Here is a 14,010-nt window from a genome sequence, read left to right as displayed (position 1 = left end):
TGCATGTTAGTCAGGTTTTTATTGACGTTATTTGGTTTTTTGTACGGACTACCGTTCGTCGGGTTGGCTGACTAGGCGTTCAATGTGATCAGACCACTGTTGCCAGTAACTCTTCTTTTCATTGAATTCATCGGCTATAACGTAGATTTTGTCCAAGGTTGTGTCATAGCCTAATCCTTCGCTGTCATCGTCATCATCATTTCCATGTGCAATCATTGAATGTATTATTGGTTTTGGTGTTTTGAATACATTCATTAATCCGCTGGAAAATGATCTCCGAAGATCGTGGGGCGAAAACCAAGGGATGTCTATTATCATTTCTATAGGCGGCTTTGGTCGTCGAACCCCAAATATGGAACGTATTGAATTGTTCATTGTTTCTTTGTTTATTGGCCTGTCTACGTATCTGGAAGATGGAAAGGCATATATGGTGTTCGTTTGCAGTCTGTTAATAATGTTCATGCAGAATTTAGACAGGAATACTTGGTGGTCAACGCCCCCTTTCATTCTTGTTGAGGGTACGTGGTAAATTGCTGATCCATCTTCTAGCTTCTGTAATTCGTCGTGCTGCATACCCACAATTTCTTGGCGCCGCATTCCTGTAAGTATTGCGATATGAATCGATGCTGCGGAGGCAGGTAGCAACATGCCGAGTTGTTCGTGTAATGTTATTTTTCTCCATGTCTCCACTATCTCAGATTGACTCAACACCCTCTTTTTCTGGTTGTGTTTCTGCTGTATTCCAAGCATTTTACTGCTTATCCCAAGCATGGGGTTGCGGGAAAGTTTTAGTTTTCCATCTAGCACTGCATGAATAAATATCTGAGAAAGTATGGTTTTTATGATGCTGGCAGTTCTTGTACCATCGCCCTTGTTGTAGGAGTCTTTCCCAGACTCATTTTTAACAATTTGGATGTGGTTTATGCAGTCGGCTGAGTCTATATTTTTTAATTTTAATTGGCCGATTTTTGATGAGACCCATTTTTCGTAACGAGTTTTGTAGTCGTTCAACGTCGACTCTCTGAGTAAAGCCTTACTGAAGTAGTCCTTTGCTACCTCGTTTAGTGTTGGTTCTGAGGCTTCTTTTAGCGCTTTTTCCTTTTGTTCGAGTTTAGGGTTGATTCCTTCTTTAACCTTCTCCATTAGGATGTAGTGTTTTTTAAATGCTTCCGTGAGGCTTATCTCAGGATAGGGCGGTGAGTGAGAATAGTCCTCTGCATTTTTTTGGTTAGGTAATCTGTATCGGCTGGTGAATATCTTCGAGCCACCTTTGTTGATGACCAGGCACAACCCATCACCGCAGGCTATTCGTATCTTTTTTAATGGGTTGGGCTTTTCTCTTCGGATAAGAAGCTCGATCTGCTGTCGCGTTTTCATTGGATCTCCTGCGTGGTGGCTTGGGATCGATGTTGGGTGTGGGATCGAGCTATGATCCCACTGTGATCCCACAAAAGCATTCCACATCAGGATACAATGGCGCTACGCCACTATACAAATGTTTGTATAATTGACTGTTTTTATTGGATAAATTTGTTTTTTTCTGTGTGCGGCAGTATGAATTCATAGGATTCGAAATCCGTTGTACCTTCACCGGTACCTAGGGTTCGAATCCCTATCTCTCCGCCATTACATAGAAAAAGCCCCGTAGCTGAATAAGCTACGGGGCTTTTTCGTTTGTGCAGCTTTTTTCGATCGACCACTTTCGGGGTCGTCCCTACTTTTTCCCAGGTTTTTGGTGTCGGATAAATCAGCTCAACAGCGTAAGAAAAATATGCCTGTTCCCAAGAAAAGTACCTCCACTGAGTCGCTTTAATTACCACCCCCTGTATTTGTTGATCGCTTCGTGAATCAAGAAGTTATCTTCGAAATATCCCCTCACATTGAAAGACATTGCCGCAAAAATTCCTCATCTACTCTGGTTCTGCAGGTCACTGACCTGTCGTAATCAGCAGTCGCAAGGAGCGATCAATGTATTTTGAGATTTACAGGCAAACCCGTGGTATCGCACAAACTGGCAAGGGCCAATGGCGCTGGCGTTTGCGGGCGGGGAACCATGAAACGATTGCCAGTGGGGAGGCTTACGTCAACAAGTCTGATTGCGTGCATGCCATCAGTTTGATCAAAGGGACTCATGATCAGACCCCGGTCAAGGAGATATAGACTCCAGGGCGGTGAAGCTGCTCAGTCAGAGCAGCTTCTTTTTTTTCCGAACGCTCGTATAAGTGCCCCGGATTTTTAGGGATCGGGTCATTTGCCAACCTGCATAGACGCCGATCGCAAGACCTCCCTAAACTGTCCGCCGTCTGGGATCGGGGGGCAATGGATGAATCGCAATGAACTGCGCAAGGCCGACATCAATCTGATGGTGGTGTTCGAGACATTGATGCTCGAACGCAACGTCACACGGGTGGCGGAGAAGCTGTTCCTCGGTCAGCCGACCATCAGTGCGGCGCTGAACCGATTGCGGACGATGTTCAACGATCCACTGTTCATTCGGGTCGGGCATCGCATGGAGCCGACGGCGCGGGCCGAGGAGATTATTCGGCACCTGTCACCGGCGTTGGACTCGCTGTCGGTGGCCTTGAGCCTGACCCATGATTTTGATCCGCTCAGCAGCACCATGACGTTTCGCATCGGGCTGTCGGACGATGTCGAGTTCGGCCTGTTACCGCCGCTGCTGCGTGCTTTGCGCCAGGAAGCGCCGAAGGTGGTGTTCGTGGTTCAGCATGTCGACTACTGGCGCATTCCCGACCTGCTGGCGTCTGGTGATATCACCGTTGGTATCAGCCAGACCCGCGGCCTGCCAGCCAACGCCAAGCGCAAATTGCTGCGGCACATCCAGCCCAGTATTTTGCGCGCAGACGCCTCGGACACACCGCTGACCCTGGATGAATATTGCTCGCGGCCGCACGTGCTGGTGTCCCATACCGCGAATGTCAGTGGCTACGCTGATGAGTGGCTGGCGGAAATAGGCCGCACTCGTCAGGTGGTGCTCTCGGTGCCGCAATATAGCTCGTTGCCGGCCTTGCTTGCCGGCACCGATCTGATCGCCAGCCTGCCGGATTACACGGCCGAGGCGATGGCCGCGTCCGGCCAACTGTTCAAGGAGCCGTTTCCGTTCAAGACGCCGACACTGGACCTGTCCATGGTCTGGCTCAGTCATGTCGACAGCGATCCGGCCGAGCGCTGGCTACGCTCGCGTCTGGAGGCGTTCATGAGTGAGCGTGCGACTCTTGCGCCGCCCCAGTGAGTAGGGCGGCTCTGTGTTATATGTACGACCTTTCTGCCAATCTTCAGGAGCCCCGTTATGCCCCACCTGCACATGGAATACACCGCCAACTTGCCCGAGTTGAATGCCGATCTGGCGTTGATGCGACTCAACAACGCGTTGGTCGCGTCCGGCCAGTTTGGTGCTGAGTTCGATATCAAGTCTCGTGCAGTGAAGGTCGAGACTTTCAGGGTGGGCACTGCACTGGGCGAGCGGGCGTTCGTGCATGTGAAGCTGGCGCTGTTGAGCGGTCGCTCGCCGCAGATCAAAAAGCAGTTGTCTGAAAGCCTGCTGGCCGTGGTGCAGGATGTGTGTGAGTGGCCGGCAGAAGTTCAGGTCCAGCTGTGTGTTGAAATCCTCGACATCGATCGAGAGTCCTACACCAAGACCGCCATCGGCCACTGAGTTTCAGGCCATTTCCTGCCCGGCGCAGGCTTTGATCACTTGCTCGCGTAGCCAGGTGTTGGCGCTGTCCTGATCGACGCTTTGACTCCACTGCATGTCCAGGGTGAAGCCCGGCAAGCCGTTGGGCGCTTCGCAGTGATTGAAGATTGCCTCGTTGGCCAGCAATTGCTGGATGCGTCGAGGCAAGGTCAGGATGAAATCGGTGCCGGTGATCATCTTCAGCGCCGCGCTATAACTGTTGGAACGCGCGACTATCTGTCGTTTGTGGGCCTGTTGAGCAAGCCAGCCGTCGACCATATTGGTGGTAGATGTCCAAGGCGTCGGGAACACATGCCGGCGTTGAGTGAATGCTTGCAGGCTCAAGCGCGGTTCCAGCGGCGTGGCGCGTTTGTCGAAGACGCAGACCAAGTCATCTTCCAGCAGCCTCCTGGAGTTGAAATCGGTGTGGCTGCGATGAAAATTCGGGCCGAAACAGATCACCAGGTCGAGGCTGCCGTCGCGCAGTTCTTCGGCCGGGATGTCGGTTTCGAACTTGTGCATGTTGACCATTACTGGCAGGTCGGCGAAATCGAAGCTCTTCAACAGGCGCGGCAGGATCAACTGCTCGAAGTACTCCGGCGCGCAGATATTGAAGGTGACCGGTTGCAAGGTCGGGTCGAAGGTCGGTGTCCCGGCGTGACACAGGTTGATGCTTTCGAGGATTTTCAGCACATGGGTATGCATGGTGCTGGCTTTGTAGGTGGGGCGCATACCCATGCGGGTATTGATGAATAGCTCGTCTTCGAAACTGGTGCGCAGTTTTTTCAGGCAGTAACTCACGGTGGACTGACTGACGCAGAGCGCCTCCGACACACCGGTGACGCTGCTTTGCTCATACACGGCGACAAACACCATGAGGTCCTGCATATCGAGCTTTCTAAGCAAGTTACTGTTCAGCATCCGTTCTGTCTCGCTGTGCTCCTTGCGCTGACTGTGCGCAAACGTGTGCGAATGATCCTAACGGAACGATGGTGCCAAGAGAATGCCTTGTAGGATTTTTCATGGTCAGTTGTGGGACAGAAAATGTTGCGAACACGACCTATGAATTCAATCTCTTGAAAGCTGGCCAGAGGCCTTTAACGCTGATGGCTGCGCGGGGATCGCGTCGCGGCTGGATATTAGCAGCGCCAACATGCCGATGCCCACCAGTAATGCGCCGATGATTTCCAGGGTTAGTGGTGACTCGTGTAGCCAGAACCAGTGGAATAGCGTGATGAACAGAGTGCTCAGGTAGATGTAGGAAATGACCGAGGAGGGGGCGATGACGCCAATGGCTCGATGCAGTAGCCAGAAGGTCGCCAGCGTGGCGAACAGTGCCAGGTACATCAACCACCAAAGATCGCTCGCGGTCAGCAACGAAGCCGATCGCCAGCCGCCGCTGAACCCACAGAACGCCAATAGAAACAGCGCACCAAACAGCATATTCCAGAAGGTCATGCCCACCGGGCCGCGACCCTTGAGGCTATTGGTCTTGAGCCGTTGACTCAGGGGCGAGTAGAGCGCCATCGCCAAACAACCGATCCCGTACACCGATAGCGCATACAACGACGGCAGTTCGTCGGGGCCAGCACCTTTCAACACCAGCAGCACGGCACCCGCTGCGGCAGTCAGCATGGGCAATACGCGCTTTTTCAGGCTGCTGTCGGGCATCAGGAAGGCTTCGAACAGCAGCGTCAGCAACGGCACCAGAGTGAACATCGTCCCGGTGTTGATCGCCGAGGTGTAGCGCAGTGCTTCGAACAATGAGCCGAAATACAGCGCCAGCAGCATACCGAGCACAGCGTGGCTGAGCAGTCCCTGGATGTTCATGGCGGTATCGCCCTTGAACACTAGCAGGGGCAAAAATACCAGGGCGCAAAACAGCAAGCGCAAACCGGTCAGCAGAATCGGGTCGATGGCCTGGCTGACCTGGGCTGCCGCGGAAAACGAGACGGCAATCAACAGTGCCCAGAGCAGCATGCCGACGTGAGCCGCAGCAAAACCTGTGCGTTTCATGATGGGGTTTACGGGTCAGTGAATGTGTTTGGCGTAATGCCGCGGATTGAAGCGCAGAGCTATCAGAATCATCAACGCCATGACGCCGGTCAGTGACCACCAGGCCCATTCGAAACTGCCCAACTGATCGCGAATTATCCCGGCCATCAGCGGCGAGAGGCCGGCAATCAGGTAACCGATGCCCTGTACGAAGGCAGTCAGCCCGCCTGCGCGTTGGGGATTGTCCAGATGATCCAGCGACACGATCAGGCTCATCGGGAACAGCCCGCCGATGCCCAATCCGAGCAGGCAGGGCCACAGCAGGCTCAGGTATTGCGGGCTCAGAATCAGCCCGCAGAAACCGGCCATGATCAGCGTCAGTAACACCACCAGCACCAGGCGTCGGTCTCGGCTGCGGTTGGCGATGGCGGGTACCAATAGCCCTGACAACACTTCCATGGCCGTCAAAAAGCCCAGCAACAAACCGGCCTGTTGTTCGCTCCAGCCTTTTTCCACGTAGTACGGCGCCAGCCAGGCCAGCAGACAGGTGTAGGACGCGGTGCCGAGGCCGAAGAAGATTGCGAGTAACCAGGCGCGGGAATGGGTGAAAAAGGATTCTTTGCCTGATGATCTGGCATCCAGCGTCGGCATTCCCGAGCGTTGAGCGCACCAGAACAGCAATGCCAACAGCGCCAGCGCCGCCCAGATCGCCAAACCCACTCGCCAACTGTCGGTGCGGGTCATCACCAGCGGCGCAAACGACGCGGCGATTGCCGCGCCGCCCATGATCGACGTCACGTAGAGGCCCATGCACACGGAAACGTTGTCGCTGAAACGGGACTTGATCAGGGTGGGCATTATCGCCTGGATCAACGCAATGCCGATGCCAGCCAACACGGCACTCAAGATCAGTTCCGCCGCAGAATCGAGGAACAGCCGCGACACCGTGGCCAGGCCGATGATCAGCAGCGACAGCACCACGGTGCGTTGCTCGCCCAGCCGCTGACTGACACCGATACCGAAGAACATCGCCAGTCCCATGGCCATGACTGGCAACATTGTCAGGAGCGAGGCCAGGCTGAAACTCAACGGGATATCACCGCGAATGGCTGATAGCAAAGGACCGACAGCGGCCATGGATGGACGCAGGTTCAGGGCGACAAGAATGATGCCGAACATCAGCCAGAAGGCAGGGCGGGAGGTTGCGCGAACGTTTTCCATAATCGGACCTTCAAAAACAAGGAGCCGATTAGGCGCGCGAGCCCCGGAGGCCGCAAATCAGAAAGTCTGGAGCGGTATTTAGAAATTAAATAGCTTGATGCAACACAGGTCCAATGTGGGAGCGGGCTTGCTCGCGAAAGCGGAGTGTCAGTCAATAGAAATGTCGGATGTGACGGCCTCTTCGCGAGCAAGCCCGCTCCCACAGGGGGTATGGAGTGTTCGGGTAGATTTTGTTCACTTAAGGTATTTAGTGAATGTTTAGCCAATCCACACCCAAAGTTCTTCAAATCCCGATTTAACGACTTAACCACCCGTGTGACGCTGCTGGTCATCTGTTTACTGCGGTCTTCTCTATGGACGGTTGTCCGGTCGCACTCCCTTCCGAACTGGCCTTCTGGGCGTTATGGCACTGCCGCCACGCCCGCCCGCCGGATTCTTGCCTGTCCCGCTGATTGTTCTGACAGGTCCCGCGCCGTGCGCCGGGATCAAACCGGCGGCGCCTGTGCGTTTGCCTGACGCGGATAGACGAGAATTCCCATGAGCTGTGCCACGACATCCTTCGCCACGAAAGAAGAAGCCCTGTCCTTCCTGGAACACAATCCGGATATCGAGATGTTCGAGCTGTTCATCCTCGACAACAACGGTGTGCCACGGGGCAAGTTGCTGCATCGCGATGAATTGCTGGCGGTGTACGAGAGCGGGCGGCCGCTGCCGAGTACCATTCTGGGCCTGACCATCAATGGCGATGACGTGGAAAATTCCGGGCTGGTCTGGGACGTCGGTGATATCGATTGCCGGGCCTACCCGATCAGCGGCAGTTTGCAGCGTATGCCGTGGCGATTGATTCCCACGGCGGCGGTGCAGGTCAGCATGCATCCAAAAGAGGGCATGCCCGCGACCATCGCCGACCCACGGCACCTGCTGGCCAAGGTTATCGAAGGCTTGCAGGCCGACGGTTATTACCCGGTGATGGCGGCGGAGCTGGAGTTCTATTTGCTGGATCAGCAGCGCGACAGCAACGGTCGGCCGCAGCCGGCGCGGGATGTTGATGGCGGGCGACCACGCGCCACGCAGGTCTATGGCTTACGTGAACTGGAGCAAATCGAGCCGTTTCTGGCCGATCTCTATAGCGCCTGTAAACTGCAGGGCATTCCGGCGCGCACGGCGATTTCCGAATACGCGCCGGGGCAGGTGGAAATCACCCTCGAACACCGCACCGATGCTTTGCAGGCGATGGATGAAGCGGTGCGCTACAAACGGCTGGTCAAGGGCGTGGCCCACAAACACGGGATGGCGGCCTGTTTCATGGCCAAGCCTTTCGATGATCTGGCCGGCACCGGCATGCACATGCACGTCAGCCTGGCGGACAAGGACGGCAATAATCTGTTCGCCAGCGAAGCCCCGGACGGCACGCCGCTGCTTAAACAAGCGGTCGGCGGAATGCTCAGCACGTTGCTGGATTCGTTGCTGCTGTTCTGTCCGAACGCCAACTCGTATCGTCGTTTCCAGACCAACAGCTACGCACCATTGGCGGCCACCTGGGGGGTGGACAACCGCACCGTGAGTTTGCGGGTGCCCGGCGGGCCGGCATTCTCCCGGCATATCGAGCACCGCATCTGTGGTGCCGACGCCAACCCGTACCTGGCGGCTGCGGCGATCCTGGCCGGGATTCATCGCGGCATTCGCGAGCAGATGGATCCTGGTGCACCGGTCGAGGGCAATGGGTACGCCCAGGCCACGGAGTTGTTGCCGACCGACTGGTTGACCACGTTGCGAGCACTGGAGGCATCGAGCTGGGCGCGGGAAGCATTTGGCAGTGAGTTTCTTGGTGTGTATCTGGCGGTGAAACGTGCCGAGTACCGGCAGTTCATGGGTGAAGTCGGTGAGCAGGATTGGCGCTGGTATCTGCATCAGGCCTGAAACGAGTCTGCATTATTGAAAGTTTGAGCCTTATGCCATGAGCCAACTAATCGTTGGCTTCTTTTTCACGAAAAATTGATGGTTGGCTGCTTAAGATTTGTGTTGTCGCGGTAAATGAAATTTTCACATTTGCCTCGGGCACTTCTTTCAGGAACAACCAATCATCATGTTGAAGTTCAAAGCCGTGCGCCCCGAGTGGGTGACGTTGATTGCCAGTGCCTTTTTATTGGCTGGGTTCAATTCAGTACTCTGGCAACACTTGTTTGTTATCACCGTGGCAGACGGTCAAGGCATCGCCATGCGTGTTGCATTCGGGGTAATGATCCTGGCGGCCTTCAACATTGTGCTGACCTTGCTGGCGTTTCAATCTGTGATGAAACCCGTGTTGACGCTGATCTTTTTGGTCAGTGCCGGCGTGGCCTATTTTATGAGCCAATACGGTGTATTGATCGATGCCGGTATGTTTCGTAACTTCGCAGAAACCAATGCCACAGAAGTGCGTGACTTACTGTCCGTGAAGTTGTTTGTTTATATTGTTGCTCTCGGGATCTTACCGTCGTGGTTGTTGTGGAAAATCCCTGTCAACTACCGTCGTTGGCACCGGGAGTTATTAAGTAAAGTGCTGGTGAGTGTCGCATCGGTTGCGGTGATCGGCGGTGTCGCCCTGGTCAACTATCAAGGCTTGTCGTCGTTGTTTCGCAATCACCATGAATTGCGCCTGATGGTGGTGCCAAGCAACTACATCGGTGCCTCGCTCGGTTATCTGCGCGAGCAAGTCGTTTCTGCCCGGCAACCCTTTGTCAAACTCGGTGAAGATGCCGAGAAAAACCCGGTCTGGCAAACCCACGGCCGTAAATCCCTGACGGTACTGGTGGTGGGCGAAAGTGCCCGGGCCGAGAACTTCGGCATCCTGGGTTATAACCGCGACACCACCCCCCAACTGGATAAGGAAGCCGGCCTGATTGCCTTCACCGATGTGCATTCTTGCGGCACGGAAACGGCCGTGTCGGTGCCCTGCATGTTCTCCAACATGGGCCGCAAGGATTACAACGCCAGCAAGGCAAAGAACGAGGAAGGTCTGCTGGACGTGCTCAAGCATGCCGGTCTCGAGGTGATCTGGCGGGATAATCAGTCGGGCTGCAAAGGTACTTGCGATCGGGTCACTGTCGACGACGTGAGTAACCTGAAAGACCCGGCGTTGTGTGCCAATAGCGAGTGCCGCGATGAAATTCTCCTGCAAGGTTTGCAGCACTTCATCGACACGCTGGATAAAGACACCGTGCTGGTACTGCACCAAATGGGCAGTCACGGTCCGGAGTACTTCAAGCGCTACCCGAAAGAATACGAACACTTCACCCCGGTGTGTGAAAGCAATGCACTGAACAATTGCAGCCGCGAAAGTATCGTCAATGGCTACGACAACACGTTGGTGTATACCGACCATGTGCTGTCGACCCTGATCGACCTGTTGCGCAGTAATCAGGACAAAGTCGATACCGCCATGCTTTATCTGTCGGACCACGGCGAATCCCTGGGCGAATACAACCTGTTCCTTCATGGCACGCCTTACATGCTGGCGCCGGAACAACAGAAGCATGTAGCGATGCTGGCGTGGTTCTCCGACAGCTATCAAAAATCGTTCTCGGTGGACACTCATTGCCTGCAATTGAGTCGCGAAAAGCCCTTGAGCCAGGACAACCTGTTCCATTCCATGCTTGGCCTGCTGGAGGTCAACAGCAAGGTCTATGACCCGGGACTGGACATGTTTGCCGGCTGCCGCGGCGCAGTGATTGACGGTGTGCTGGCCAAAAAATGAGTCCGTCGACCTTTTTTTCACGCGCCAGTGGTTAACCTGCCGCCAGTCGATATTCCAACAAGAGCCCTTGCACATGTCCGCGCTGCCCCCATCCGCCATCGAACTGGAGTTCGCCCGGCGCTACGATCAGGAACATGCCCGCGTCTGCCTTCAGTCGCGACCGCGTGGGCTGGCGGGGCGTTTGACGTTCTGGCGCGACGAGCAACTGGTGCGTAATGCGCTTCAGGTCGCTGGCGAACCGGGATTGATTCTTGATGTTGCCTGCGGTGTAGGGCGCTTCTGGTCGATTCTGGCCGAACATGCGAATCGGGTGATTCTTGCGAGCGATCCGTCTCAGGACATGCTCGATCATGCCCGCACCCACCATCCGCAGCACCTGCTGGAGCGGATCAAGACCTTTCAGAGTTCAGCCTTCACCATCGGTTTGTCGGCGAACGCGGTGGACTGCATTTTTTGCATGCAACTGTTTCAACACATCACCAGTCCTGAGCATCGGTTGGCCCTGCTGGGCGAGTTCCATCGGGTCAGTCGCGATACCGTGATTGTGGCGGTGCGGGTTGATGCGCATTTCAAACTGCGCCAATCGGGTGTGAACGGTGCACAGTCCCAGCCACAGGCGAGCAAGGCCGAGCTTGAGGCCGAGTTCAGGCAGGCGGGTTTCCGCTTGCTCAGCCATCAAGACTTCCTGCCGGGTTGTGCGCGGATGCGGGTCTACGTGCTGCGTAAGGGCAGCTAGTCTCCTCCTGTCAGACTATTCTTGCGATCCAGCAGGTATTTTCGCTAAAGCTCTTGTTCAGTGGAGGCGCGGAAATTGCCGGGGGCGATATATACTGCGCGCCATTCTTCAAGGGAGAGCCGTGTGGCCATCGATATTCACTGGATTCGCGACAACGATAGCCTCGGTCAGTTTTGCGCCGAGTGGCAGCAACTGCCATTCGTTGCCCTCGACACCGAATTCATGCGGGTCGACACCTTTTACCCGATCGCAGGCCTGCTGCAGATCGGCGATGGCGTACGCGCTTACCTGATTGACCCACTGACCATCGACAATTGGCAGCCGTTGGCCGCGTTGCTGGAAAATCCGGCCGTGGTCAAAGTCCTGCATGCGTGCAGCGAAGATCTCGAAGTGCTACTGCGTCTGACCGGCAGCCTGCCAGCGCCGCTGTTCGACACCCAACTGGCCGCCGCTTACCTGAACCTGGGTTTTTCCATGGGTTATTCGCGGCTGGTGCAGGAAGTGCTCGGCATCGACCTGCCCAAGGGCGAAACCCGTTCCGACTGGCTGCAACGTCCACTGTCCGACACCCAGATCAGCTACGCCGCCGAGGATGCCTTGCATCTGGCGGAAGTTTTCGTACAGCTGCGTCCGAAGCTTTCTGACGATAAATACGCCTGGGTCCTGGAAGACGGTGCCGAGCTGGTGGCCAATCTGCGTCGCGAGGTCGACCCGTATGAGGTCTATCGCGACGCCAAACTGGCCTGGAAGCTGTCCCGCGCGCAACTCGCCGTATTGCGTGAGCTCTGTGCCTGGCGCGAGCGCGAAGCCCGCGCCCGTGATCTGCCGCGCAACCGCATCATCCGTGAACATTCCCTGTGGCCGTTGGCGCGCACGCAGCCGGACAACCTCGGCGCGTTGGCGAAAATCGAAGACATGCACCCGCGTACCGTGCGTCAGGACGGCGAATTTCTGCTTGATCTGATCAAGCGCTCTGGCAGTGTGTCGCCTGATCAATGGCCGCCAGCAGTGCCGGAGCCGTTGCCGGTGGACGCCGCCGCGCTGGTCAAACAGCTGCGCGCGATCGGCCAGGCCGAAGCCGAGCGACTGAACATCGCCCCAGAACTGATGCTGCGCAAGAAAACCCTGGAAGCGCTGCTCAAGAGCGGTTTCCCCAATGGTCCTTACCAATTGCCTGATTCGCTGCGTGGCTGGCGCCGCGAATTGATGGGCCAGGCGCTGCTCGACAGCCTGGCCACCGCCGGAGAACAGCCTTGAAACGTATTTGCTCCATCTATCGAAGCCTGAAGAAAAACGAGATGTACCTCTATGTGCTCAAAAGCGATGCACTGGAGCGCGTTCCGGAAAGTCTGATGGCGGCCTTCGGCAAACCGCACCACGCTTTCGATCTGGTGCTGACGCCCGAGCGCAAGCTGTCGCGCGAAGACATCACCGTGGTGCTGGAAAACCTCGAGAAGCAGGGCTATCACCTGCAAATGCCGCCGGCCGAAGACGAATACATCGAGCATCTGCCGGAAGAACTGCTGCGACGCAACGACCCGATGTAATCGAGACAGGCTCTGTTCAGAGCCTTTATGAAACACTGGAATGATTTTGGCGATGGCCAGGGCGATGGAGTGATACTCCGTCGGCGGCCGTCTGCACTGTTTTTGAAAGGTTTGAACCATGCGCGTTCTGATTGCTGAACACGACCACCCTGTGTATGCCCAACTGTTGCGTCAGGCAGCGCCTGATCTGGAAGTACTGACCAGCGGCGACTCCGCCGAACTGGCCCGTCAGGCGGCCGAGTGCCAGGTCTGGCTCGGCCAGCCGGACCTGCTGGCGACGCTGTTGCGTCAGGGCCACACGCCGGCATGGCTGCAATCGACCTGGGCCGGCATCACGCCGTTGCTGGCCGACGGGCTGCCACGGCACTATCGCCTGACTCGCGCGGTAGGGATTTTCGGTCAGGTCATGGCCGAATACGTACTGACTTACATGCTAGGCCACGAGCGCGAAGTACTGCCGCGGTTGGTGAGCCAGGTCGAGCGAAAGTGGGACAGTCGCCAAGGGCAAAGCCTGGCTGGACGCAAGGTGTTGATCGTCGGCACCGGTGACATCGGCCAGACCGTGGCGCAGTTCCTTGTGCCATTTGGTGTCGAGTTGTACGGCATCGCCAGCGAAGCCCGCGAGCAGGCGCCCTTTGTAGAAGTCGGCACGCTGAGCGACTTGCCGCGACTGGTCGGCGAAGTGGATTACGTGATCAATCTGCTGCCGAACACCCCGAATACTCATGACCTGTACGACGCCGCGCTGTTCAAGCAGTTCAAGCCGACCGGGTTGTTCATCAACGTCGGGCGCGGCGTGGCGGTGGTCGATGCGGATCTGGTGGAAGCCTTGAAGGAAGGGCATCTGGCCGGGGCCGTGATCGACGTCTGCCGTCAGGAACCGCTGCCGCAACGCCATCCGTTCTGGACCGCGTGGGGCCTGCTGCTGACGGGGCACAGTTCGGCACCGACTTCGCCACCCATGATGGTGAAGTTGTTCGTCGAAAACCTGCGGGCGTATCAGGCGGGCGAAGCGTTGCGTGGGGAAGTGGATTTTTCACGCGGGTATTAAATCCACCACCCATTAAATGTGGGAGCGGGCTTG

Annotated in this window: 13 protein-coding genes; 9 read left to right on the top strand and 4 right to left on the bottom strand. The window is 56.1% G+C overall.

Annotated elements, in window-relative coordinates; all coding sequences use genetic code 11:
* Positions 1 to 48: 48 nt before the first annotated feature.
* Positions 49 to 1,377, bottom strand: a complete 1,329-nt coding sequence (locus tag PMI36_RS06880; RefSeq protein ID WP_008074436.1) for a tyrosine-type recombinase/integrase — start codon at positions 1,375 to 1,377, stop codon at positions 49 to 51.
* A 591-nt stretch (positions 1,378 to 1,968) separates the two neighbouring features.
* Between PMI36_RS06880 and PMI36_RS06885 the strand changes: the two genes are divergently transcribed.
* From PMI36_RS06885 to PMI36_RS06895, 3 genes are all read left to right on the top strand, one after another.
* Positions 1,969 to 2,160, top strand: a complete 192-nt coding sequence (locus PMI36_RS06885) for a YegP family protein (protein ID WP_008074435.1) — start codon at positions 1,969 to 1,971, stop codon at positions 2,158 to 2,160.
* Positions 2,161 to 2,323: 163 nt separating this feature from the next.
* Positions 2,324 to 3,250 (top strand): LysR family transcriptional regulator, encoded by a 927-nt coding sequence (locus PMI36_RS06890; RefSeq protein ID WP_008074434.1) that lies wholly within the window; start codon positions 2,324 to 2,326, stop codon positions 3,248 to 3,250.
* Positions 3,251 to 3,307: 57 nt separating this feature from the next.
* Positions 3,308 to 3,673 (top strand): 5-carboxymethyl-2-hydroxymuconate Delta-isomerase, encoded by a 366-nt coding sequence (locus tag PMI36_RS06895; RefSeq protein WP_008074433.1) that lies wholly within the window; start codon positions 3,308 to 3,310, stop codon positions 3,671 to 3,673.
* Positions 3,674 to 3,676: 3 nt separating this feature from the next.
* Here the strand turns inward: PMI36_RS06895 and PMI36_RS06900 are convergent, their stop codons facing one another.
* The 3 genes from PMI36_RS06900 to PMI36_RS06910 all read right to left on the bottom strand — a co-directional run bounded on the left by PMI36_RS06900 (position 3,677) and on the right by PMI36_RS06910 (position 6,907).
* Positions 3,677 to 4,612: a LysR family transcriptional regulator gene (locus PMI36_RS06900; RefSeq protein ID WP_008074432.1), complete on the bottom strand. Its 936-nt coding sequence runs from the start codon at positions 4,610 to 4,612 to the stop codon at positions 3,677 to 3,679.
* Between the two features lie 147 nt (positions 4,613 to 4,759).
* Positions 4,760 to 5,707, bottom strand: coding sequence for a DMT family transporter (locus PMI36_RS06905; protein ID WP_008074431.1), 948 nt, complete (start codon positions 5,705 to 5,707; stop codon positions 4,760 to 4,762).
* A 15-nt stretch (positions 5,708 to 5,722) separates the two neighbouring features.
* Positions 5,723 to 6,907: a cyanate transporter gene (locus tag PMI36_RS06910; protein WP_008074430.1), complete on the bottom strand. Its 1,185-nt coding sequence runs from the start codon at positions 6,905 to 6,907 to the stop codon at positions 5,723 to 5,725.
* Positions 6,908 to 7,444: 537 nt separating this feature from the next.
* Here PMI36_RS06910 and PMI36_RS06915 point away from each other — a divergent pair.
* From PMI36_RS06915 to PMI36_RS06940, 6 genes are all read left to right on the top strand, one after another.
* Positions 7,445 to 8,827, top strand: coding sequence for a glutamine synthetase family protein (locus tag PMI36_RS06915; protein WP_008074429.1), 1,383 nt, complete (start codon positions 7,445 to 7,447; stop codon positions 8,825 to 8,827).
* A 166-nt stretch (positions 8,828 to 8,993) separates the two neighbouring features.
* Positions 8,994 to 10,643, top strand: coding sequence for a phosphoethanolamine transferase (locus tag PMI36_RS06920; RefSeq protein WP_008074428.1), 1,650 nt, complete (start codon positions 8,994 to 8,996; stop codon positions 10,641 to 10,643).
* 73 nt (positions 10,644 to 10,716) lie between these two features.
* Entirely contained in the window at positions 10,717 to 11,379 is a 663-nt protein-coding gene (locus tag PMI36_RS06925) for a class I SAM-dependent methyltransferase (protein ID WP_007898692.1), read from the top strand.
* Positions 11,380 to 11,502: 123 nt separating this feature from the next.
* Positions 11,503 to 12,636 (top strand): ribonuclease D, encoded by a 1,134-nt coding sequence (gene rnd, locus PMI36_RS06930; protein ID WP_008074416.1) that lies wholly within the window; start codon positions 11,503 to 11,505, stop codon positions 12,634 to 12,636.
* Positions 12,633 to 12,926 (top strand): YcgL domain-containing protein, encoded by a 294-nt coding sequence (locus PMI36_RS06935; RefSeq protein WP_007898694.1) that lies wholly within the window; start codon positions 12,633 to 12,635, stop codon positions 12,924 to 12,926. Before rnd ends, PMI36_RS06935 begins: the two co-directional genes overlap by 4 nt.
* A gap of 118 nt (positions 12,927 to 13,044) precedes the next feature.
* Positions 13,045 to 13,977 carry a D-2-hydroxyacid dehydrogenase gene (locus PMI36_RS06940; protein ID WP_008074415.1) on the top strand — a complete coding sequence of 311 codons (933 nt, stop codon included), beginning with the start codon at positions 13,045 to 13,047 and terminating at the stop codon, positions 13,975 to 13,977.
* Positions 13,978 to 14,010: the final 33 nt, after the last annotated feature.

This window comes from Pseudomonas sp. GM79 (assembly GCF_000282495.1).
Lineage (GTDB): Bacteria > Pseudomonadota > Gammaproteobacteria > Pseudomonadales > Pseudomonadaceae > Aquipseudomonas.
The sequence above is the reverse complement of the archived record's forward strand: the minus strand, read 5'-3'. Positions and strand labels throughout refer to the sequence as shown.

Excerpts from the sequence above, each read along its gene's own strand:
- PMI36_RS06910 (WP_008074430.1), bottom strand. The coding sequence starts at position 6,907 with ATGGAAAACGTTCGCGCAACCTCCCGCCCTGCCTTCTGGCTGATGTTC.
- PMI36_RS06880 (WP_008074436.1), bottom strand. The coding sequence starts at position 1,377 with ATGAAAACGCGACAGCAGATCGAGCTTCTTATCCGAAGAGAAAAGCCC.
- PMI36_RS06890 (WP_008074434.1), top strand. The coding sequence starts at position 2,324 with ATGAATCGCAATGAACTGCGCAAGGCCGACATCAATCTGATGGTGGTG.
- PMI36_RS06895 (WP_008074433.1), top strand. The coding sequence starts at position 3,308 with ATGCCCCACCTGCACATGGAATACACCGCCAACTTGCCCGAGTTGAAT.
- PMI36_RS06920 (WP_008074428.1), top strand. The coding sequence starts at position 8,994 with ATGTTGAAGTTCAAAGCCGTGCGCCCCGAGTGGGTGACGTTGATTGCC.
- PMI36_RS06900 (WP_008074432.1), bottom strand. The coding sequence starts at position 4,612 with ATGCTGAACAGTAACTTGCTTAGAAAGCTCGATATGCAGGACCTCATG.
- PMI36_RS06940 (WP_008074415.1), top strand. The coding sequence starts at position 13,045 with ATGCGCGTTCTGATTGCTGAACACGACCACCCTGTGTATGCCCAACTG.
- PMI36_RS06915 (WP_008074429.1), top strand. The coding sequence starts at position 7,445 with ATGAGCTGTGCCACGACATCCTTCGCCACGAAAGAAGAAGCCCTGTCC.
- PMI36_RS06925 (WP_007898692.1), top strand. The coding sequence starts at position 10,717 with ATGTCCGCGCTGCCCCCATCCGCCATCGAACTGGAGTTCGCCCGGCGC.
- PMI36_RS06905 (WP_008074431.1), bottom strand. The coding sequence starts at position 5,707 with ATGAAACGCACAGGTTTTGCTGCGGCTCACGTCGGCATGCTGCTCTGG.
- PMI36_RS06885 (WP_008074435.1), top strand. The coding sequence starts at position 1,969 with ATGTATTTTGAGATTTACAGGCAAACCCGTGGTATCGCACAAACTGGC.